Genomic DNA, 23,000 nt, shown 5'->3' with positions numbered 1-23,000 from the left:
TTATTTTAGGAAACGTTCTGTTAATCCACCAAAAGCATCTATGCGGCGATCTCTAAAAAATGGCCACCACCGGCGTACATTCTCACTTCTTGTTTTATCAATTTCCACAACCTGAATCTTTTCATCCAAGTTCGGAAAACTTACAAGCAATTCACCTTGTGGACCAGCAACAAAACTATTTCCCCAAAACTGGATACCATTTGTTTGCCCCGAAGGATCAGGTTCATGTCCGGTTCTGTTCACCGAAATTACTGGTATACCGTTTGCAACTGCATGAGCACGTTGAGAAATAACCCAAGCACCAAGTTGTCTGTCTTTTTCATCAGAAGGATCGCTACTCTCCCATCCAATTGCTGTAGGATAAATAAGCATTTCTGCACCACGCATGGCCATGAGGCGTGCAGCTTCCGGATACCATTGATCCCAACAAACCAATACGCCCAAACGTCCAACAGAAGTATCAATCGGCTCGAAACCTAGATCACCTGGTGTAAAATAGAATTTCTCGTAATAAGCAGGATCATCTGGAATATGCATTTTTCTGTATTTACCAGCAATGCTGCCGTCGCGTTCCAAAACAACTGCAGTATTATGATATAAACCAGGAGCTCTTTTTTCAAACAAAGAGAGTACAATCACGACTCCTAATTCTTTTGCAAGAGCTCCAAATATTTCTGTAGAAGGTCCCGGAATAGACTCTGCTAGGTCAAAAAGAGTAGTATCTTCTGTCTGACAAAAATAGAGTCCATTATGTAACTCCTGCAAAACGATTAGTTCGGCACCATCTTTTGCACAACTGCAGATACCAGCTTTCAATCTTTCGATATTATCAGCTATATTACCTGTATTTTTTTGTTGAATTAAACCTACTTTCAATTTCATACTTCTATTCTTTTATAAAACCCTCTGGATATTGCATCGTAACACAATGAAGAGATCCGTGTTGTTTTATCAACGGTAAACAATTAATTCCTACAATTTCACGGTCTGGGAAAGCCTTTCTCAACTGACTTATGGCCTCATTATCTTTAGGAGAATTATAAGTTGGCAACAATACTGCTCCATTGATAATAAGGAAATTAGCATATGTTGCAGGCAAACGCTCACCATTCCATTCCACTTTATCTGCCATTGGCAAATCAATAAGTTTATATGGTTTATTATCTAGCGTACGGAACTCCTTAAGCTGCTCTTCCATCTCTTTAAGCTCTGCAAAATGTTCATCAGTTTCATCATCACATTTTACATAAGCAATAGTATCCTCGTTACAAAGACGAGCCAATGTATCAACATGACTATCCGTATCATCTCCGGCTAAATATCCACTTTCGAGCCATAAAACCTGCTTAAACCCAAAAATATCTTTAAGTTGATTTTCAATCTCTTCCCTGCATAAATACTCATTGCGATTGAGAGACAATAAACATTCTGCCGTTGTTAGTAATGTACCCTTTCCATCAGATTCGAGGCTACCTCCTTCCAATACGAATGGTTGCATATTTAGAGGTAAAACTTCGTCGGCAAATGTATCCGACATAAACAACCTTCGAGTAATCAGATTATCTTTATCTGCAGCAAACTTCATCCCCCAGCCGTTAAAAACAAAGTCGTAAACCGCCGGAGTGCCATCGATAAAAACAGAAATACCACCATGATCTCTGGCCCAAGTGTCGTTTGTGTCCATTTCACGGAAAATCACCTTGCTATAATCTACATCTCCCAACTGCTGTTTTACAATCTCCTGATCAGCACATACGATAAGAAGCTTCTCCCGTTTAATAATTTCGTGCGCAATGGAAACAAAACAAGGAACAACTTCTTCCAATATAGGAGCCCAATCGGTATCCTCATGTGGCCATGTAAGTTGTACTGCACTTTGCGGTACCCACTCGGCCGGAAATAGTATATCTACATTCTCTCCTTTCATCTTTCTTCAATATTTCTTTATGATAAACTCCCCCTAATTTCTATTACCATACAATGAACAGAAATCAGGTCGTAATGCATGGCAAAGATACAAAAAAAACAGAGAGGCAACACTTCCGAAAAAGTACTGCCCCTCCAATACAAATCAAAACAAAAAATTATTTGAAAATACGCGCAGCAAAACCTCCACCCGGAGCCATCTTGATTTGCAGCTTTTTATTGGCTGGAATCGTAATGATTTCTTTTTTGTAGTCCCTGCCGGCTCTGTCGGCATTAACCCCGTCTTTAAAAATTTCCGCCTTAAACGTTCCTTCTCCCAAAAAAGAAAGATCCAACTCTAATTCTCGCGAATCCCAGTTTGTGAGTGCCCCAACATACCAATCGGCTCCATTTCTTCTTGCAATAGCAACATATTCTGAGACTTTACCATCCAGAGACATGGTTTGATCCCAAACAGTTGGAACTGAAGCGATGAATTCCGTACACTCTTCTTCGCGCATATAATTAGAAGGATTGTCGCATAACATGTTAAACGGTGATTCAAAAATAACATAGGTCGCCAGCTGCCGGCAGCGGGTTCCCTGGCTCATCGGCTCCGAATTAATAGGTCGATAGCTACCTCTTGCAGCATTTCGCATCGCCCCTTGCGTGTAATCCATTGGACCAGCAATCATACGAATGAATGGAATAGTAACATCGTAAGTAACCATATCATAAGATTCCGGTGACCATTTTAATTGCTCCAGACCGTTTACTCCTTCGTAATTGATTACGTTCGGATACGTTCTATTTAAACCTGTTGGCTTAAACACACCATGAAAATCCACCATCATTTTATATTTTGCACAAATCCGGGCAGCTTCGTATAAGAAATTTACCATCTGCTGGTCGTCACGATCCATAAAGTCTACTTTAAAACCTTTTACTCCCATTTCGGCATAATGCTTAACCACTTTTTCCATATCTCGGTGGAATGCCCAGTAACCCGCCCAAAGAATTATATCCACATTCTTTGATTTACCATATTCAATAAGACCTTTAAGATCAATCTCTGGAATAACCTGCATAAGATCTGCTTTTAAATTAACAGACCACCCTTCATCCAGAATAACATAATCAATACCGTGCGCTGATGCAAAATCAATGTAGTATTTGTAAGTTTCATTATTTATGCCTGCTTTAAAGTCTACTCCATAAATATTCCAGTCATTCCACCAATCCCAGGCAACTTTTCCTGGTTTAACCCAAGACACATCTCCCGCACGGTTGGGAGAAGCAAGACGAAACACCATATCATTATCAGTCAGCTGCTTATCCGATTCAGAAACAATAAATGCACGCCAAGGGAAAGTTCTTGTTCCAGTAGTCTTAGCTATAAAGTCTTCACGTTGCTTAACCAACATTTGCAAGCGGTTATGACCACCCTGTTCAACTGTTTTCGGATAAGGAGCATGAACCGCCTTTAATGATGGCTTTTCTGTAGAATTATTCAGAAACATGCCGGGAAAATCTTCCAGATCAGCTTCAGTAATACATAATTTTTTACCATTATCAAGTGTAACCAGAAATGGTAAGATCATAAGTCTACCCGAATTTAATTCTGTAATAGGTTCATTCACATAAGGCTGTTCGAAAGAATTAAAAAACTGCTGCTCGAAAGTAGGAGCTTTACTATTAACATATGGGGCAAAAGTCTCATAATTCTTACTGAAGTTATAGGATGCCTCTTCAGATTTAACAACTATATCACCTTTCTTTCTAGTAACAAAACGATAAGCCAATCCATCATTATAAGCTCTGAATTCAATAGACCAATTACCTTTAAAATTCAAGCTCATTCCGTTGTAGGAATCGGTAACCTCCGCCTTTTTATAAAATGGAGAAGGAATAACCTTATTGACAGCGCTTCTAGTTACTTTAGCAACTTTAGCATGTAAGCCAAGTATCTCATCTCCTTCAAGAGACATTGAAATTGAAGATGGAGCCAGTACCTCTGTTTCTTCGTGCGAAACTGAAAATGAGATAATTTTATCTACATTAACTACGGTTTTTAATTTACCGTCGGGAGAATCTAACTGATAACTTTTTTGAGCCACAGCCTGCAGGCCATAAGCTAGAAATAAGGTTAGACATACAAGTTTACAATTCATGGTCTTTTTATTTTATAATTAATCCTGCAAAGATAAGAGCTTTTACAAATTTTTAGTTTTTAAAAATGTATTATCTTTGTCAGTTTTGTATCAAATTTCAATTAAATACTATGTTAAATTTAAAGATTACAAGTTTATTTATGCTTTGTCTGTTTCTGTTACCGGCAAATGCACAGCAAAAATGGTTTAATCCGATGAATACGGATTATCCGGTTGTTCAGAACCAAGGATGGACAAAAGAAATTGGTAATTCCTATGCCAGGCTACCCCAAAGAGCAAAAAATGAAGTGAGAGAACCTGTATGGAACTTATCACGCAATTCGGCAGGTCTTGCCATTCACTTCTATTCAAATGCAAATAATATTACCATTCGCTACAAGGTGGAAGGATCTTATTCTATGCCTCACATGCCTAATACAGGCGTTTCCGGAATAGATCTTTATGCAATAGACAGTGATGGAAATCTGAAGTTAGCTTCCGGCAGCTATAAGTGGGGAGATACGATCTCTTTCAATTACAAAATTGATGCAAAAGACAAATATCATAACTTGGGTTTCGAATATCGCCTTTATTTACCAACTTATACATCTGTTAAGTGGTTAGAGATTGGAATTCCGGAAAATGCAGATTTAGAATTCATTCCTTTACGAGAAGAATTACCCATAGTGGCCTATGGCACCTCCATAACTCAGGGAGCTTGTGCAACCCGTCCTGGCATGGCGTGGACAAATATAGTATCACGTTCGTTGGATTTACCTGTGATTAACCTTGGATTTTCGGGAAATGGCAAATTAGAAAAGGAGGTGATAAACTATATTAATGAACTGGATGCACAACTATATATTCTAGATTGTTTACCCAATCTTTCCGGATATAAAGAAGAGGATGTTTTTAAAAAGGTTGTAGATGCCGTAAAGCAAATCCGATCTAAGCACAACACTCCTATTTTGTTGACCGAGCATGCAGGTTATAGCAATGCTGGCTTAGATACAACCCGCCTGAGAGATTATACAATTCCTAATAAAGCTTCTCGAAAAGCCTACGAAAGCTTAATAGCAGAAGGGGTTAAAGATTTGTGGTATCTTTCTAACGAAGAATTGAATTTTTCGATGGACAGTTGGGTTGATTATGTACATCCTTCAGATTTAGGAATGCAATTTTATGCTGATGCGTACAATAAAAAAATACGTGAAATTTTAAAAATGCCCAAAGGAAACCTCACAACGACCTGCCCGGTTACTCAACGTAGAGAACCAGGAAACTATGAATGGCTCAAACGTCACCGCGAAATCCTTCAAATGAATAAAGCAAATCCTCCGAAAGCCGTTGTATTTGGCAATTCAATCATGCATTTTTGGGGAGGAGAGCCCAAAGGTCCGCATTCAACGGGAAAAGATAGTTGGGAAGCATATATGGAGCCACTTGGCTTCCGTAACTTTGGCTATGGATGGGACCGGATTGAAAATGTATTATGGCGTGTATACCATGGTGAGCTTGATGGATATAAGGCCGACCGAATTCTTATTAAAATCGGGACGAATAATTTTGGAGTGAATAGTGATAAAGAGATTTTGGCAGGATTGGACTTTCTTTACAAGGCAATCCGTCAGCGTCAGCCCGAAGCAACAGTTACAGTACTAGGTATTTTACCTCGAAGAGGTATGGAAAAAAGAGTTGCGTCAATCAACAAAGAGATTAGTAAATTAGCAAAGAAACAGGGTTTAATATATAAAAATGTGAACAAAGACCTGCTTCTTTCCAATGGACAAATTAATGAGTCACTCTTTGGAGACGGCTTACATCCAAATGCCGAGGGTTACAAAATAATAGGTAAAAAGATTACCGAATAGAGGAAAGTCTTTTTACCCATTATTACTTAACATAAAACACATCAAATCTGAGATTTATTTTCTAAAATTAATCAGGTTTGATGTATTCGTTTACAATGCAAAATGTACCCGAAGCCTTGGCAACCATTACATCATCACAATATATTTCACATTCACTGAAATGAACTCTTCTACCAGCTTTAATTAAGATTCCTTTGGCAATAAGTTCATTTCCCCATGCCCCCCTTAGAAAGGAAACTTTAAGCTCTGCCGTTAGTACATCCAAATTTACCGGAGTTACTGTATAAGCTGCAAAACCGGCTATAGTATCGGCCAGTGCAGCTACCACCCCACCGTGTATCACTCCACTATATTGTTTATGTTCTGCTGCTAATGGCATTTTAGCTTCAACCTTGCCTTCTTCAATACTTGTAAATTCTATACCCAGATGATTTAAATAAGGATTTTCTTTCACACGATTGATCAACTTTGATTTTATCTCGGCGTCCATATATTCTTTTTGCCCGCAAAATTAGTTAATACTGCGAAGAAAGCCCTATCTTTGTCGTTTAAAAATTAAAATAACATCGTATTATACTTTGTAACATATGAGCGAGATCAATATTAAAGAGGAAGAAGGAAAAAAGAGTCTTAACTTTATAGAGGCTTTCGTAGAGAGTGATTTGGCTGCTGGAAAGAACGGCAAAAGAATTCAAACCCGTTTTCCGCCGGAGCCCAACGGTTACCTGCATATCGGTCATGCCAAAGCGATTTGTCTGGACTTTGGAATTGCCGAACGTTATAACGGGATTTGCAACCTGCGTTTTGACGATACCAATCCGGTAAAGGAGGATGTTGAGTATGTAGACTCAATCATGGAAGACATCAAATGGCTTGGCTTTCATTGGGAAAATGTATATTACGCTTCAGATTATTTTCCTCAATTATGGGATTTTGCAGTTCGTCTCATTAAGGAAGGCAAAGCCTATGTGGACGAACAAAGTGCAGAAATTATCGCTCAACAGAAAGGAACTCCTACCCAACCGGGAACAAACAGTCCTTTTCGCGATCGCCCGGTAGAAGAAAGTCTTGATTTGTTTAATCGTATGAATCAAGGTGACTTTGAAGAAGGCAGCATGGTATTACGTGCCAAAATCGATATGGCTTCAAGCAACATGCACTTCCGCGATCCTATCATATATCGTATCATAAAACACCCGCACCATCGTACCGGCACAGCGTGGAAAGCTTATCCTATGTATGATTTTGCACATGGTGAAAGTGATTATTTTGAAGGAGTGACTCATTCATTGTGTACATTAGAATTTGAGGTTCACCGTCCTTTATATGATTATTTTATTGATTTGCTTAAGAAAGACGACGATTACCGTCCACGTCAGATCGAATTTAACCGACTGAATCTTACCTATACAGTAATGAGTAAACGTAAGTTGCTGCAATTGGTTAAAGAAGGACGTGTAAATGGATGGGATGATCCACGAATGCCTACCATATGCGGTTTTAGACGCAGAGGATTCACCCCCTCTTCTATCCGTAGCTTTATCAACAAGATCGGCTATACAAAATACGATGGTATTATCGATGTAGCACTATTGGAACATGCAGTCAGAGAAGATCTGAATGCTACTGCTCCAAGAGTTTCGGCAGTATTGGATCCTGTAAAATTAATCATTACAAACTACCCGGAAGGGAAAGTTGAAATGATGGAAGCAATTAATAATCCGGAAGATCTGACTCAGGGAAGCCATGAAATAGCCTTCTCACGCGAATTATTTATTGAAAGAGAAGACTTTATGGAAGATGCTCCTAAGAAATTTTTCCGTATGACTCCCGGTCAAGAAGTTCGATTGAAGAATGCTTATATTGTAAAATGTACCGGATGTAAGAAAAATGAGTCTGGAGAAATTGAAGAGATATATGCCGAGTATGATGAGTTGACTAAAAGCGGAATGCCTGAAAGCAATCGTAAAGTTAAGGGAACACTGCATTGGGTATCTGCCGAACATAGTTTACCTGCAGAAGTTCGTCTTTATGACCGATTATTTACTGTTGAGAATCCATCGGAAGATAAAGAAAAGGACTTCCTTGAACTTCTTAATCCAGACTCGTTAAAGGTTTTGACAAATTGCCGGGTTGAAGCAGAGTTACAGCATGCAAAACCTTATGATAACTTCCAGTTTCAGCGCCTGGGCTATTTTAATGTAGATCCGGATAGCAATAGTGAAAAGATTGTTTTTAACAGAACAGTATCACTTAAAGATACATGGAGTAAAGTGAAAGATAAATAACTAGATAGAATTAATGATGAAAAAAAACATTTCGCAACTGTTAGAGAAATTCAAAACAGGTTTGGCGGAAGGAAAAGATCCCTATTTCGATTCTGAAGAAATAGAGGATCTTTTGAATGGTATTAGTGATGAAGAAGCAAAAGAATACTTAATTCCAATTTTGGACTTGGGACTAAGACTGTATCCTTTTAACCAATCTCTACTCATTAAACGAATTGAAAAAGAGTGTATTAATGAAAATTACGAAACGGCATTATCGTATGCCGAGGAGTTAAAGCACGTTGATGATCCGGATCTTCATGTGGCACGTTTGGAATGTTTCTGTATGTTAGAGGAATACCACAAAGCGGTCACATATCTTGATAATTTGGAGGCAGAAAAAAACGAATACTTAGAAGAAGTATACGAATCGTTTATAAATATCCTTGCCGATCATGAATTCTATACGGTAGGAATTACTTTTGCAAAAAAGGCAATTAAGTTATTTCCGGATAACAATGATATTCAATTAGCTCTTTTATATATTTATTTCGACTACGAAAAAAATAAAGAAGTAATAAAGCTGGCTACTAAGCTTACAGACAAAATGCCCTATTCTTACGATGTCTGGTATATGCTTGGCGCGTCTTATGCTCGAATAGAAGAGTTCAACAAAGCAATCGAGGCCTTAGATTTTGCACTCACGTGCAAAGATTGTCTGGAATCCAAAATGCTTAAAGGTTTTTGCCTTGCCGGAATCAAGAATTACAAGGAGGCACTGGAAATCAACCTCGAAGTAAATAAAGAAAAGCCCACCAGTCTTGTTCAACAAGCAATTGTGCAGTGTTATAGTTATTTGGGACAGAACGAAAAAGCAAAACTTTTATCAAGATTTCTGATTGAAGTGTACAAGGGAAACTGTCCGAGATCAGTACTTGGCTGCTATCTTAATACTTGTATGGTCACATCACAAGAAGAAGAAATGATTGATGCGCTAAAAACTCTGGCATCCACTGGATCACAGCATAAAATGCACCTATTTCTTCAAATGATGGTAAGTAGTTTAATGGATCTTGAGGATAGCACCGATTATTCCGAAGAAATTCTAAAACTCAAAATAGAATTTGGAGGCAATATGAATTTATTTCAGGATATGCTGTTTAAAAAAGGCTTTTTTCATTTTGCAGCCGGTGAGGTTCGTTCTGCCTTGCAATATCTGGAAGAACTGGAAGAAGAAAATTCGGATTATTACCTGCTTCATCCCTTATTAACTTTATGTTATCTTGAAACAGGTAATAAAGATAGATTCTTAAATCAGATATCTTTGTTGCCGAAAGATAGATTGACAGTACTTTCAAAGATAAATCATATACATTTTAATCCGGTGCATGATAAAATTATGCCAAGGAGCAAAGATCTTAGCAGTATATTAATAAAGAATATAAACAACTACAATTAATCTATGAAAAGAGGTATCAAAGATTATGGAATGTTGATGCTCAAAGGCATAGCCATGGGAGCAGCCGATGTAGTTCCCGGTGTATCCGGAGGAACAGTAGCATTTATAGTAGGAATCTATGAAGAGCTTATCAACTCTATTAAAAGTATAAATCCTACAAACTTAAAATTACTGTTTTCATTACGGATAGCCGAATTCTGGAAAGCGATAAATGCGAATTTTCTACTTGCGTTGGTTAGTGGAATCGCGATAAGTATCTTTTCATTGGCAAAACTTATCACATATTTACTTGAAAATGAACCCGTGTTAGTTTGGGCATTTTTCTTTGGACTTGTGTTAAGTTCCACTTATTTTGTGGCAAAGACCATTACACAATGGGATTGGAAGACTTATTTGTTCTTTGTTATCGGAACAGTGGGTGCCTACTTTATTACAGTTGCCACCCCTACCGAAACACCTAACAATCTGTTCTTTATATTTTTATGCGGTGCTATTGCTATCTGCGCCATGATATTGCCCGGAATCTCAGGAAGCTTTATACTGGTTCTGCTTGGCAAGTATTTCTATATCATGAGTGCTGTCAAATCTCTCGACATCGTTGTAATGTTAGTATTTATTTGCGGTGCATTTATCGGTATTACAAGCTTTTCAAATGTACTCTCATTTTTATTGAGAAGATTCCATAATACGACAATAGCTACATTAGCAGGTTTTATGCTTGGCTCATTAAACAAAGTGTGGCCATGGAAAGAAACAGTCGAAACCTATGTAGATAGTCACGGCCACATCAAACCATTGGTTGAAGAAAATATTCTGCCGAACACCCTTTTGTGGGAAGGTATTGGACTGATGCTTTTCGGCTTTATACTTGTTTATGTATTGGAAAAAATCTCTCAAAAGAAGTAATTTCATCGAAATAGAATCTATAAAAGTCCTGATCAGTGTTTTGATCAGGACTTTTTTTATATCCTGTTTAGGAGGTTAATAAACAGATTCATAGCTGTTTATTTGATTAATCATTACATATTTAAAATATGTGATATTGGGAAAAGAAAGAAAATAAAGGTCTGTTTTTAAAAGAAATAATTAACTTTGACCCACTCGAATGTGTTTAACATAGTAGATTATTGTTTTAAAAAAGTGATAATATGGCAAAGGTAAAGGGAGCGGTTGTTGTTAATACAGAACGATGCAAGGGATGCAATCTGTGTGTAGTTGCGTGTCCTTGTGATGTATTAGAGTTGCATCCGCGCGAAGTAAACAACAAAGGATATCATTATGTGTATATGAAATCTCCCGACGACTGCATTGGTTGTGCAAGTTGTGGGGTGGTTTGTCCGGACGGTTGTCTGACCGTATACAGAGTTAAATTATAAATGAAATCAATCTGAAACAGATATGGCAGAAGAAGTAAAATTGATGAAGGGAAACGAAGCTATCGCTCATGCTGCAATACGTAATGGAGTAGACGGCTATTTTGGATATCCCATCACACCCCAATCGGAAATATTGGAAACCTTGACAGCCGAAGCGCCATGGGAAACTACAGGAATGGTAGTTTTACAGGCTGAAAGTGAAGTTGCGGCTATTAATATGGTATATGGAGGTGCAGGATGTGGCAAAAAAGCCATGACATCCTCGTCAAGCCCCGGTATTAGTTTAAAACAAGAAGGTATATCTTATATTGCAGGGGCCGAGTTACCTTGCCTTATCGTGAATGTTATGCGTGGAGGTCCTGGTTTAGGAACAATCCAACCTAGTCAGGCCGACTATTTCCAAACAGTGAAAGGTGGCGGACATGGCGATTACCGCTTAATAACCCTGGCACCTTCTTCGGTTCAGGAAATGGCCGATTTTGTTGGCTTAGGTTTCGACCTTGCGTTCAAATATAATAATCCGGCTATGATTCTTGCCGATGGTATTATTGGTCAGATGATGGAAAAAGTGGTGCTACCTCCATTTAAACCCCGTCGCACTGACGACGAAATCCGCAAAGAATGCCCTTGGGCAACTCTTGGAAAAGTTGGAGGTCGTAAACGCAATGTTATCACTTCCCTGGAACTCGATGCCGCAGTTATGGAAGAAAACAACCTTCGTTTTCAAGCTAAATACAAGAAAATTGAAGAAAACGAGGTTCGCTTTCAGGAAATTATGTGTGATGATGCAGAGTATCTGTTAGTGGCTTTCGGATCTTCAGCCAGAATTTGTCAGAAAGTTGTTGAATTGGCAAGGGAACAAGGAATTAAACTTGGATTACTTCGTCCTATTACACTATGGCCTTTCCCTACAAACATATTGAAAGAATATGCTGAAAAGGTAAAAGGAATGCTGGTGGTTGAACTAAACGCCGGTCAGATGGTAGAAGATGTACGCTTAGCCGTAAATGGCAAAGTGAAGGTCGAACACTTTGGTCGTCTTGGAGGTATTGTATTTACTCCGGATGAGATATTACATGCGTTAAAAGAAAAATTATTCTGAACCGATTATGCGCGACAACAAACTTGACAAAATACTTACCATTATTTTTATGGTACTAGCTATTGCAGCTGTAGTATGTTACTTTGCAGTAGATGATAGAACCGTATTCTTGTATTGTGGCGGAGCTGCGATATGTTTACGCTTAGTGCAGTATTTTATGCGTTTTGTACATTAAAAAGGATCAATTATGGAACTAAAAGATATTATCAACCCGGCTAATTTGGTTTATGCTAAACCCAAATTAATGAATGAAAATGCCATGCACTACTGTCCGGGATGTAGTCACGGTGTTATCCACAAGCTGATTGGTGAAGTTGTAGACGAAATGGGTCTCGAAGAGAAAACCATTGGTATAGCTCCTGTTGGATGTGGTGTATTTGCCTACAATTATCTGGATATTGACTGGCAGGAAGCAGCACATGGTCGTGCTCCGGCCATTGCTTCGGCAATTAAAAGACTTAATCCCGATAAGATGGTATTTACGTATCAGGGAGACGGCGATTTGGCTGCTATCGGTACTGCAGAAACAATCCATGCAGCTAACAGAGGCGAAAATATAGTTATTGTATTTATTAATAACGGTATTTACGGGATGACAGGCGGACAGATGGCACCTACTACGCTTGAAGGTATGGCAACCTCTACGACACCTAACGGCCGCGATATTTCGTTGAACGGATATCCGCTTAAAATATCAAATCTTTTGGCGCAGCTGGATGGAACTTGTCTGGTTACCCGACAAAGCGTACATACGCCCGGGGCTGTTAAAAAAGCAAAGAAAATGCTTCGCAAGGCCTTCGAAAATGCTATGGCTAATAAAGGGACTTCTATTGTCGAGTTTGTTTCTACGTGCAATGCCGGTTGGAAAATGACTCCTGATGATGCGAACAAATGGATGGAAAAGAATATGTTCCCTGCCTATCCGTTGGGAGACTTAAAGAATATTGATTAAGTAATATAAAATAGCTACATGAAACACGAAATTATTATTGCCGGATTTGGAGGACAAGGAGTTCTTTCCATGGGAAAGATTCTTGCATATTCCGGACTAATGGAAGGAAAAGAAGTGAGCTGGATGCCATCTTACGGCCCTGAACAGCGTGGAGGAACTGCAAATGTAACCGTAATTCTGAGTGACGATCCTGTTAGCTCCCCTATTCTAAATGAATTCGACATCGCTATTATTCTTAATCAGCCTTCGATGGATAAGTTTGAAAGTAAGGTTAAACCCGGAGGAATACTTATTTATGATGGTTATGGCATTCACAATGTGATTAAAAGAGAAGATATCAGCATTTACAGAGTAGATGCTATGGATGCAGCAACCGAGATGGGTAACGAAAAAGCATTCAATATGCTCATTCTTGGAGGTCTTCTGAAGGTATGTCCGATGGTAAAACTGGAAAATGTATTACTCGGATTAAAGAAGTCTCTTCCTGAAAGACATCACAAACTTATTCCAATGAATGAAGAAGCCATTAAGAAAGGAATGGAAATCATTCGTCAGGCATAAGCCAGATTGTAAGTTATACAATTCACTTTACAAAGCCGGAAGGAACATTTCTTCCGGCTTTTCTTATTATTCTGCCCAGTCCGGTTAATTTTATACCACAGTTTTTAATTTATATCTCATCTATTATTTAATAAACCCAATAATTAAGTACATTTGCAATTAATACATACAAATGTATTTACGCCAATTTATTACTAAATCAAACAAATTATTATGAAGATTATGAAAAAAGTTTTCTATGGGTTACTTCTTGGCCTGTTTTTTACACCTGTAATGGGACAATCCTATTCGGTAAATAAAGAAGCCTTCTCTGTTAAATTACATGGCAATGCTTACATTGCTTCCGCTAAGCCTGTTGCCGAAATTTCGGATAAAGGTCTTACCGCCTGGACAAATCAGTCCGATGTTATCTCAACTTATATTTATTCGGATAAGCCTCAAACATGTATGTTGTATATACAAGGTACAAAACAAGAGGGTGATGCATCGCTTGAAGTGCTGGTGGGAAAACAGAAGTTTACAGTTCGGCTTATGGATGGGCAAAGCCTGGATAAAGTTGCGGTAGGAAAAATAAAACTATCCACCTCCGGATATCATGCAATTAAATTAAAGGGAATAAAGAAAAAAGGGAAAGAATTTGCCCGGATAGAATCTTTTATACTTGAAGGCATTGAAGGAAACGTAAACTATGTTGGCGATTTCTCGCCCTATTGGGGAAGTAGAGGGCCATCGGTTCATCTCAATTACGCAATGCCCGAACAGACAACCGAATGGTTTTACAACGAGGTTACCGTGCCCGTAAACGAAGATGTTATAGGCAGTTACTATATGGCTAATGGCTTTGGAGAAGGCTACTTTGGTATGCAATGCAATTCGGAAAGCGAACGCAGGGTTTTATTTTCGGTATGGAGCCCTTTTGATACCCAGGATCCGAAATTAATTCCGGATGAAGACAAGATCAAAGTATTACGTAAAGGAAAGGACGTTCATATCGGCGAGTTTGGAAACGAAGGATCAGGCGGACAGAGTTTTTTACGTTATAACTGGAAGTCGGGGGTCACTTACAAATTCCTTACTCACATTAAACCCGATGGAGCAGGAAATACCATTTACACAGCCTATTTTTATGCAACCGACCAAAAAGAATGGAGGTTGATTGCCAGTTTCTCCCGTCCTAAAACTAACACCTATTACACCCGAGCACATTCGTTCCTGGAGAATTTCATTCCATCGCAGGGATACCTAAGCCGAAAAGTATGTTTTACCAATCAGTATTGTCTCGGCACAGATGGAATCTGGCGACCGGTAACAAAAGCAACTTTTACCCACGATGCAACAGCCAATGCCAAAGCAAGGCTTGATTATGCCGGAGGTGTAACCGAAAATAATGCATTTTTCCTAAAGAACTGTGGTTTCTTTAATGATAAGACCAGTTATGGAACTAAACTGGAAAGAATCAATTCCGGCAAGGAGCCCGTCATAGATTTCAACGCGCTTAACAATCTGTGATATCATTTTTTTGTTTTATCTTTGCGCTCAATGAAACAGTTCATACATATAGTACTGCTATCCGTCTTGTTCAGCGGAGCCTTACAAGCCCAGCGGTCGGGAGAATCAAGGAAAAGAGGAGGATTTTCTCTTTCCGGATTGTCGTCGCCAACCAGCATGCCAGCTGACAGCCTCGTTTCGGATAGCACAAGATTGAATTCAAAAAGAATAACAGCCTTCAGGCTTACAGATAAGATAGGCGACACATATATTGCGCCGATGGACACCAACCGCATGAATTACTACAACAGCACGCTTGTAGAAGGTAAGTCGGTTGCCATAGGCTATTTAGGCAATCTTGGGTCGCCCCTTCAGTCTAAAATATTCTCAGAGCGTAAGGAAGAACGGGATTTTATCTTTGCAGATGCATACGATTATTACCTGACGACCCCCACAAATGCTAATTTTTTCGACACCAAAATACCCTATTCCAATCTGATGTACACCACAATGGGTGGAAGTACTCAAAAGGAAGAGCAGTTAAAAGGCACGCTTACAAGCAATTTTGGAAAAAAAGTGAATGTGGGGGCCGATCTGGACTATATCTACGGACGTGGTTATTACAACTCCAACGGTACTAAATTATTAAGCTATCGTTTGTTCGGGAATTATATTTCAGATCGCTATCAAATGTATGCATATCTGGCTAATTCCAATTTTGTTAATTTTGAAAACGGAGGTATTACGAACGACCGTTACATAACTAATCCGGACGATTATACAGACGGAAGAAGGGTTACCGACACAAAAAATATTCCTGTTCGCTATTCAAACACATGGAATCGTGTACGTGGCAAGCAGTTTTTTGTATCTCACCGGTACAACCTGGGATTTATGCGTACCACAGAGGGAACCGACGAGGATGGTGATCCTAAAGAAGAGTTTGTTCCTGTATCCAGCATCATTCACACGTTGGAATATAAAGACAACAGGCGCCGTTTTATAACCCACGATGCTGCTGGTGTAGATTCCAGCTATGTAAACAACTACATTGAAGGATCAGTAAACGACACCACCTCTTATTGGTCAATAAAAAATACTTTTGCCCTTTCTTTACGGGAAGGATTCCAGGATTGGGCTAAATTCGGACTGACAGCATTTATCAATATAGACAAAAGTCGTTATCGATTGATGGACTCTATTCCGCGCAACAAATATATTTACGACGAAGTATCTACGTTTGTAGGTGGAGAACTTTCAAAAAGACAAGGTAGTATACTAACATACGTGGCTCGGGGAGAATTGGGAATTGTAGGACCCGATGCCGGAGAATTCCGTTTAACCGGAGAACTTAAATCCAGCTTCCCTCTTTTCCGCAAAGAGGCATCCATAAAGGCTGTGGGATATATCAAAAACCTCACTCCGGCATTTTATCAGCGTCATTACCATAGTAAATACTTTTGGTGGGATTATAAACTGAAGAATATACAACGGGTATATGCCGGCGCAGAAGTGAATCTTGAATCTACCCGTACAAATCTGTCTGCAGGCGTAGAAAGTATACAGAATTACGTATATTTCAATACGCAAGGTACTCCGGATCAGTTTGAGAGCAATCTTCAGGTTATAACCGCCCGTCTTAAACAAGATTTTCGTTTCGGTGCTTTTAATTGGGAAAACGAAGCCGTATATCAATTAAGCAGCGAAAAAAAGATTTTACCATTGCCCCAACTCAGCCTGTACAGCAATATGTACCTGGGGGTAAAACTGGCAAAGGTCCTTACTCTGCAATTGGGAGCTGATGTACATTATCACACATCCTATTATGCTCCCTACTATCAGCCTGCAACCCAACAGTTCCAGCTTCAGGAGGAAGTAGAAGTGGGTAACTATCCGTTGATCAACGCTTATGCGAACCTACACCTTAAACAGGCCCGATTCTTTGTGATGTTCTACAATGTAGGCTCCAAATTTGTTGATCCTGAATATTTTTCGCTTCCCCACTACCCGCTCAATCCAATGAGTATGAAGATGGGTATCTCAGTTACTTTTAATGATTAACAGCCTATGAAGTTTAAAAAGCTATATAGTTTGTACGGCCTATTGCTTATAGTGTCTTTGGCAACCATGTGGCTTCTTTATCCTTATATAACAAGGAAACCCCTGCATCGTGACTATGAAGAGATAAAGAAAGAGGGGGTATTGCGTATTGTTACAGAGTACAATAGTTCCGGATATTACATAAAGGGAGATACCATTGAGGGCTTTCAATACGAACTAAGTCAGGTTATTTCTGAAATTTCGGGTCTCGAGGTAGAGATTCATCTTGATATGAATCTATCCACCAGCTTCGAAGGTTTATCAACGGGTAAATACGACATTATTGCCCGCAATATACCAGTAAGCAGTAACATGAAGGAAAATTATCTTTTTACCGACCCCATTGTTCTGAATAAACAGGTGCTGGTACAACGAACCGAGGAGGCAAACCAGGGAATAAAGCCAATCCGCAACCAGCTTGATCTTGCTCAGAGGCGTTTGTATGTTCCTAAAGACTCGCCTGCCAAGCTTCGTATCGAAAATCTTTCGCACGAGATTGGAGATACGATTTATGTATCAGAAGACGAACTGTACTCTACCGAACAGCTGATAATTATGGTTGCAAAGGGGGATATCGACTTTGCAGTGTGCGATCTGCAGCTTGCTAAAAAATCGGCGACTCAGTTTCCGGGAGTTATTGACATTGATACCGACATTAGTTTTACACAGTTGCAATCGTGGGCGGTAAGAAAAAATTCGCCTGTACTTTTGGATAGTATCAATAGTTGGTTTAATCAGATTAAACAGTCGGGACGTTACGAAAATATATACAAAAGGTATTATAGCGATAAATAGTTCCATAATATGGAATGAATAAGCATCAAACTACTTCAGCAAGCTGAATATTGCTAAAAAATACCTATCTTTACCGTGTAAATAAAGTTATAAGATGAGATTTGATGAACTAGATCTGGAAGATGCAGTCCTGGATGGCCTGGATGCCATGAACTTTCAGGAAACAACCCCTGTGCAGGAGTTAACCATACCGGTTATATTGGAGGGAAAAGATATTATTGCCTGTGCGCAGACAGGAACAGGAAAAACTGCAGCTTATGTGCTCCCTGTTATCAATGAGTTGAGCAAAGGAACACATCCTTCAAATGCAGTGAATGCTATAATCATGGCCCCAACCCGTGAACTTGCACAGCAGATCGATCAGCAAATCGAAGGTTTTACCTACTTTATTCCGGTTTCGGCCGTTGCCATTTACGGAGGCACCGACGGTGTGGCCTGGGAACAACAAAGCAGGGGTCTTAAAATGGGTGCCGATATTGTTATCGCTACACCCGGACGGCTTATCTCGCACATAAAGCTTGGCGGAGTCGATTTATCTAAAGTTTCCTTCTTTATCCTGGATGAAGCAGACAGAATGTTGGATATGGGATTTTTTGACGACATTATGTCAATACATAAGTTGCTCCCTCCTACCTGTCAGACTATCATGTTTTCGGCTACTATGCCTCCCAAAATCAGAACCTTGGCGAAGACTATCCTAAAGGATCCCGAAGAAATTAAAATTGCTATCTCGCGCCCTCCCGAAACTATACTACAATCTGCCTACATCTGTTATGATATACAGAAATTACGTATTCTGGAAGATTTGTTTGCTAAAAGCAGACCGCAGCGGGTAATTATATTCTCTTCGTCCAAGTTAAAGGTTAAAGAACTGGCCTTTGCCATCAAACGGATGAAGTTTAATGTGGCTGCCATGCATTCGGACCTCGAACAGGCCAAACGGGAAGAGGTAATGAAAGATTTCAAGAACGGAAGAATAGACATACTTGTGGCTACTGATATTGTTGCCAGGGGGATCGATATTGACGACATCAAGCTGGTGATTAATTTTGATATTCCGCACGATCCCGAAGATTATGTACACCGTATCGGACGTACAGCCCGTGGCACCAATGGCGAAGGTTTAGCCATCACATTCGTTGCCGAACACGAACAAGCACAGTTTTCGCGTATTGAAAAGTTCCTTGAAAAACCTATCTACAAAATTCCTGTACCTGCCGAATTTGGAGAAACTCCGGCTTATGAGCCTGAGAAGCATCCGGAAGGAAGGGGATTCAGACGGCCTGGAGGTGGAGATAAAGGCAGAACAGGCCATGGTGGCGGAAACAGACAGGGAGGGCGTTCGAACTTCCGTAAAGGTCCCCGTCCAGCCAATAAATGATGATAGTATTCTTTCTGTAACTTTATTCTATTGATCTTGCATCGATACAGATAAAATAGGTGGCCGCTTAATTTTGCGGCCTCTGTTGTTTTTATAGGGTTCCGGACTCTCCCACCCGCTTATCCGGATATCATCTGTGTAAAATATTCCAGCATTAACCAGGTTCCCTATTAACTTTAATTACAAAGCAGTTGTAATCTGCCACGCGCATAACGAAGTGCTAATCGTTGGACCATGGTTGTTTTTTCGTTGGACCTAGGTCAAGATATCGTTGGACCATGGTTGAGATATCGTTGGACCTGGGTCCAACGATTAGTTCTTCGTATTAAAATTATTTAATCTCGGTATAGAAAAGGTTTATTTATAAGACCACAGACGTAAATATACTCAGGGATGCTCCGGAAAATAAACGATAAAACCATAGATTTTACGCAGCGAGCTCACACCAGACTATAAACAATAACAACTAAACATTATTTAACACTTACAGAAACACAAGCATACCAGCACGTTAACCTCTTTAAGTTAAAAAAATAACAGCAAACACTGTGAAACCCCTTGCAGGGTAAAGAAAAATGTCTACTTTTGCACCCGGGTAAGTCCTACACGGCATGCTCCCTCGGAATCCCCCAGGGCTTGACCGCAGCAAGGGTACTTGGTTGTAGCGGCGCGATGTAGTAAGCTTACCCACCTGCCTCTTTAGCTCAGTTGGCCAGAGCACGTGATTTGTAATCTCGGGGTCGTTGGTTCGAATCCGACAAGAGGCTCAAAAAAGGAAGCTTACTAAAAGCTTCCTTTTTTTATTTCCAATTATTCGGCAAATATGCGGCAAAAGAATTATTTTTGCTGAAAAGTAAACTGTCACAACATGATTGAAAACAAAAATTATCTACTCAAGGCAGCTGCAACCTACGGATTGTCATTAGGCATATACTGGATTATTAAATATATGTTCTTTATATTCGGCTTGCAAGTACCCTTTTTGTATGTAGTTTATTGGGGGATGACAATGACCGTTCCTTATCTGGCCTATATATTGACTAAGAAATATAAACAATATATAGGTGGACGTATCAGCTTTTTCCATGCCTGGCAATTTGGAATTCTGATTTACTTTTTTGCCGCTTTGGTAGTTTCTCTGGTACATTATATTTTCTACAGATTCATTGCTCCGCCCGACTATATAGCGAACGCTTATAAACAAACCATCGAAATGATGACAATGGCCAATGTGGATGCCAAGCTGATATCAACGCTGAAAGATATGGCAACACCTACTTCCATTGGGATGACAATTCAGGGAATCTTTAATAATGTAATGTATGGCATTATTTTTTCCATTCCTGTTGCAGCAATTGTTTGCCGTGGATATAAATCCGCCGGGGCATTAAATAAAGAGGATAAAGAGAATACTGATAATACGATTGAATAATGGACATATCACTAGTCATTCCGTTGTACAATGAAGCCGAATCTCTACCCGAGCTTTATGCCTGGATAGAGCGCGTAATGAAAGCTAATAATTTCACGTACGAAGTAATTTTTGTAAATGATGGTAGTACGGACAATTCATGGGAGGTGATAGAGCGTCTCAAGGCCCGGTCGCCCTTCATCAAAGGAATTAAGTTCAGACGCAATTACGGTAAATCTCCTGGATTGCATTGCGGTTTCGAACGGGCTCAGGGAGATGTAATCATTACAATGGATGCCGATCTGCAGGATAGCCCGGATGAAATTCCGGAATTATACCGTATGATAATGGAAGATGGCTACGATCTTGTATCTGGATGGAAGAAGAAAAGATATGACCCTATATCCAAAACAATCCCTACCAAGCTTTTTAATGCTACGGCACGCAAGTTTTCGGGCATCAAATTGCACGACTTTAACTGTGGACTGAAGGCATATAAAAATATTGTCATAAAGAATATCGAGGTTTATAATGACATGCACCGTTACATCCCCTATCTCGCTAAGATAGCCGGATTTAATAAAATCGGCGAAAAGGTGGTAAAACATCAGGCCCGCAAATACGGAACCACCAAGTTTGGTCTTAGCCGCTTTGTAAATGGCTACCTCGACTTGATCACACTTTGGTTTACCTCCCGTTTTGGCAGAAAGCCCATGCACTTCTTCGGTTTATGGGGAAGCGTTATGTTTTTTATCGGATTTATTGCATTAATAGTTGTGTTGGGAATGAAGATGGCCTCCCTGTATGCAGGCGACCCACGTCCGCTTGTTACCAGTTCGCCCTATTTCTATATCTCACTAACGGCAATGATTATGGGTACGCAAATGTTTCTGGCCGGATTCCTTGGCGAATTAATCTCACGCAGCGATTCAAAACGTAATCAATATAAAATTGAAGCCGAAATATGAACTTTCTCGAATTAGTTACCAAACGTTGCTCCATACGCAGGTTTGCATCTACACCTGTGGAGATTGAGAAGATTGAATACATTCTCGAAGCGGCAAGACTTTCCCCGTCGGCTGTAAATTTTCAGCCTTGGACGTTTGTTGTGGTTCAGCAGGAAGAGGGAAAACAAAAGTTACACGATTGCTATTCGCGTGAGTGGTTTAAATCGGCCCCCCTTTATATTATTGTTTGCGGACATCATGACCAATCCTGGAAAAGAGGTTCCGATGGCAAAGACTTTCTGGATGTTGATGCAGCTATCGCGGCCGAACATATTTGCCTTGCAGCAACCGAATTAGGATTAGGTACCTGCTGGGTTTGCAACTTTAATGCCGAGCTCTGCCATCGTCAATTTGGCTTACCGGATACAACCGAGCCGATAGCCATTATTCCGATTGGTTACCCGGAAGATTCGTTAATGTTCGAACAAACAGCCAAAAAAAGAAAAGGATTGAGCGAAATCGTTAAATGGGAAAAGTACTGCTGATATGTTTTTTATAGAAATTATTTTATTGTCGGTAGGACTTTCAATGGATAGTTTGGCGGCATCCGTCACCACAGGCTCAGTAATTAAAGAATACAAAAGAAGACATATATTTCGCATCGCATCCATCATGGCCATGTTCCAGGCTGGGATGACAATGATTGGCTATTTCGCCGGAATAGGTTTTTCGAACTACATCTGTCGTTTTGATCATTGGATTGCTTTCTTTCTGCTTCTTTATATAGGAGGTAAAATGGTTTACGAAGAGCTATCGGCCAATGATGAAGACGAAAACTGCAAATGCAATCCACTCTGCAATAAGACAATATGCGGCTTAGCTATTGCAACCAGTATCGATGCACTGGCCGTAGGGATATCTTTGGCGCTTATCAGCACCGGAATCATGATTCAGGCTTTAACAATCGGATTGGTAACCTTCGCTTTTTCTGCATTTGGAGTGTACTTTGGAGGCAGGTTTGGCCGGAACATTAATTTACGACTCGAATTAATCGGGGGGATCATTCTTATTCTTATCGGTTTTAAAATTCTATCCGAACATCTTTTTTTCTAAGAAAAAACAGTATCTTAGCGACCGATCATATTATCTGATAAAACCAAACTACTGCTTAACAGGCCTTAAAATTACTTAACCTTAATAGGCTTGTTATATTGACAGTAATGTAAAAATACACA

General features: G+C 39.7%; 20 protein-coding genes and 1 tRNA gene. 17 read left to right on the top strand and 4 right to left on the bottom strand.

The features are described 5' to 3' along the window. The 3 genes from F5613_RS00565 to F5613_RS00555 form a co-directional block, all read right to left on the bottom strand. Nucleotides 1-882 carry a carbon-nitrogen hydrolase gene (locus tag F5613_RS00565; RefSeq protein ID WP_179398277.1) on the bottom strand — a complete coding sequence of 294 codons (882 nt, stop codon included), beginning with the start codon at nucleotides 880-882 and terminating at the stop codon, nucleotides 1-3. A 4-nt stretch (nucleotides 883-886) separates the two neighbouring features. Then, complete coding sequence (locus tag F5613_RS00560) at nucleotides 887-1,927, bottom strand: agmatine deiminase family protein (RefSeq protein WP_079683262.1); 1,041 nt, start codon at nucleotides 1,925-1,927, stop codon at nucleotides 887-889. Between the two features lie 157 nt (nucleotides 1,928-2,084). Then, a complete protein-coding gene (locus F5613_RS00555; RefSeq protein ID WP_179398276.1) occupies nucleotides 2,085-4,076 on the bottom strand; it encodes a glycoside hydrolase family 97 protein in 1,992 nt (663 codons plus the stop codon). Between the two features lie 110 nt (nucleotides 4,077-4,186). Here F5613_RS00555 and F5613_RS00550 point away from each other — a divergent pair, with 110 nt between their 5' ends. Next, entirely contained in the window at nucleotides 4,187-5,926 is a 1,740-nt protein-coding gene (locus F5613_RS00550) for an SGNH/GDSL hydrolase family protein (protein WP_179398275.1), read from the top strand. Between the two features lie 67 nt (nucleotides 5,927-5,993). Here F5613_RS00550 and F5613_RS00545 read toward each other — a convergent pair whose 3' ends face one another. Continuing rightward, nucleotides 5,994-6,416: a PaaI family thioesterase gene (locus F5613_RS00545; protein WP_068183813.1), complete on the bottom strand. Its 423-nt coding sequence runs from the start codon at nucleotides 6,414-6,416 to the stop codon at nucleotides 5,994-5,996. Nucleotides 6,417-6,513: 97 nt separating this feature from the next. On the opposite strand from F5613_RS00545, the gene F5613_RS00540 reads away from it, so the two are divergent. From F5613_RS00540 to F5613_RS00465, 16 genes are all read left to right on the top strand, one after another. After that, on the top strand, nucleotides 6,514-8,214 hold the full coding sequence (locus tag F5613_RS00540) for a glutamine--tRNA ligase/YqeY domain fusion protein (protein WP_179398274.1): 1,701 nt from the start codon (nucleotides 6,514-6,516) through the stop codon (nucleotides 8,212-8,214). A gap of 13 nt (nucleotides 8,215-8,227) precedes the next feature. Next, a complete protein-coding gene (locus F5613_RS00535; protein ID WP_179398273.1) occupies nucleotides 8,228-9,652 on the top strand; it encodes a tetratricopeptide repeat protein in 1,425 nt (474 codons plus the stop codon). A 3-nt stretch (nucleotides 9,653-9,655) separates the two neighbouring features. Then, a complete protein-coding gene (locus F5613_RS00530) occupies nucleotides 9,656-10,558 on the top strand; it encodes a DUF368 domain-containing protein (protein WP_079683266.1) in 903 nt (300 codons plus the stop codon). A 242-nt stretch (nucleotides 10,559-10,800) separates the two neighbouring features. Next, nucleotides 10,801-11,028, top strand: coding sequence for a 4Fe-4S dicluster domain-containing protein (locus F5613_RS00525; protein ID WP_068183827.1), 228 nt, complete (start codon nucleotides 10,801-10,803; stop codon nucleotides 11,026-11,028). A gap of 22 nt (nucleotides 11,029-11,050) precedes the next feature. Then, nucleotides 11,051-12,130, top strand: coding sequence for a 3-methyl-2-oxobutanoate dehydrogenase subunit VorB (locus tag F5613_RS00520; protein WP_179398272.1), 1,080 nt, complete (start codon nucleotides 11,051-11,053; stop codon nucleotides 12,128-12,130). A 187-nt stretch (nucleotides 12,131-12,317) separates the two neighbouring features. After that, on the top strand, nucleotides 12,318-13,082 hold the full coding sequence (locus tag F5613_RS00515; RefSeq protein WP_079683268.1) for a thiamine pyrophosphate-dependent enzyme: 765 nt from the start codon (nucleotides 12,318-12,320) through the stop codon (nucleotides 13,080-13,082). An 18-nt stretch (nucleotides 13,083-13,100) separates the two neighbouring features. Beyond that, a complete protein-coding gene (locus F5613_RS00510; protein ID WP_068183837.1) occupies nucleotides 13,101-13,643 on the top strand; it encodes a 2-oxoacid:acceptor oxidoreductase family protein in 543 nt (180 codons plus the stop codon). Nucleotides 13,644-13,856: 213 nt separating this feature from the next. Beyond that, nucleotides 13,857-15,152, top strand: coding sequence for a DUF3472 domain-containing protein (locus F5613_RS00505; RefSeq protein WP_246303306.1), 1,296 nt, complete (start codon nucleotides 13,857-13,859; stop codon nucleotides 15,150-15,152). A gap of 30 nt (nucleotides 15,153-15,182) precedes the next feature. After that, nucleotides 15,183-17,192 (top strand): putative porin, encoded by a 2,010-nt coding sequence (locus tag F5613_RS00500; RefSeq protein WP_179398271.1) that lies wholly within the window; start codon nucleotides 15,183-15,185, stop codon nucleotides 17,190-17,192. Between the two features lie 6 nt (nucleotides 17,193-17,198). Further along, the gene (locus tag F5613_RS00495) at nucleotides 17,199-18,026 is read left to right on the top strand and encodes a transporter substrate-binding domain-containing protein (RefSeq protein ID WP_179398270.1); all 828 of its coding nucleotides are present in this window, start codon (nucleotides 17,199-17,201) and stop codon (nucleotides 18,024-18,026) included. A gap of 94 nt (nucleotides 18,027-18,120) precedes the next feature. After that, nucleotides 18,121-19,407 carry a DEAD/DEAH box helicase gene (locus F5613_RS00490; protein ID WP_179398269.1) on the top strand — a complete coding sequence of 429 codons (1,287 nt, stop codon included), beginning with the start codon at nucleotides 18,121-18,123 and terminating at the stop codon, nucleotides 19,405-19,407. Nucleotides 19,408-20,100: 693 nt separating this feature from the next. Beyond that, nucleotides 20,101-20,174, top strand: a tRNA-Thr gene (locus F5613_RS00485). 101 nt (nucleotides 20,175-20,275) lie between these two features. Further along, a complete protein-coding gene (locus F5613_RS00480) occupies nucleotides 20,276-20,839 on the top strand; it encodes a DUF4199 domain-containing protein (RefSeq protein ID WP_079683272.1) in 564 nt (187 codons plus the stop codon). After that, complete coding sequence (locus F5613_RS00475) at nucleotides 20,839-21,786, top strand: glycosyltransferase (RefSeq protein WP_079683273.1); 948 nt, start codon at nucleotides 20,839-20,841, stop codon at nucleotides 21,784-21,786. Before F5613_RS00480 ends, F5613_RS00475 begins: the two co-directional genes overlap by 1 nt. Further along, the gene (locus tag F5613_RS00470; RefSeq protein WP_179398268.1) at nucleotides 21,783-22,310 is read left to right on the top strand and encodes a nitroreductase family protein; all 528 of its coding nucleotides are present in this window, start codon (nucleotides 21,783-21,785) and stop codon (nucleotides 22,308-22,310) included. The genes F5613_RS00475 and F5613_RS00470 overlap by 4 nt, the downstream gene beginning before the upstream one ends. Before the next feature lies 1 nt (nucleotide 22,311). Then, complete coding sequence (locus F5613_RS00465; RefSeq protein ID WP_179398267.1) at nucleotides 22,312-22,878, top strand: manganese efflux pump MntP; 567 nt, start codon at nucleotides 22,312-22,314, stop codon at nucleotides 22,876-22,878. Nucleotides 22,879-23,000: the final 122 nt, after the last annotated feature.

This window comes from Macellibacteroides fermentans (assembly GCF_013409575.1).
Taxonomy (GTDB): Bacteria; Bacteroidota; Bacteroidia; order Bacteroidales; family Tannerellaceae; genus Macellibacteroides; species Macellibacteroides fermentans.
The sequence above is the reverse complement of the archived record's forward strand: the minus strand, read 5'-3'. Positions and strand labels throughout refer to the sequence as shown.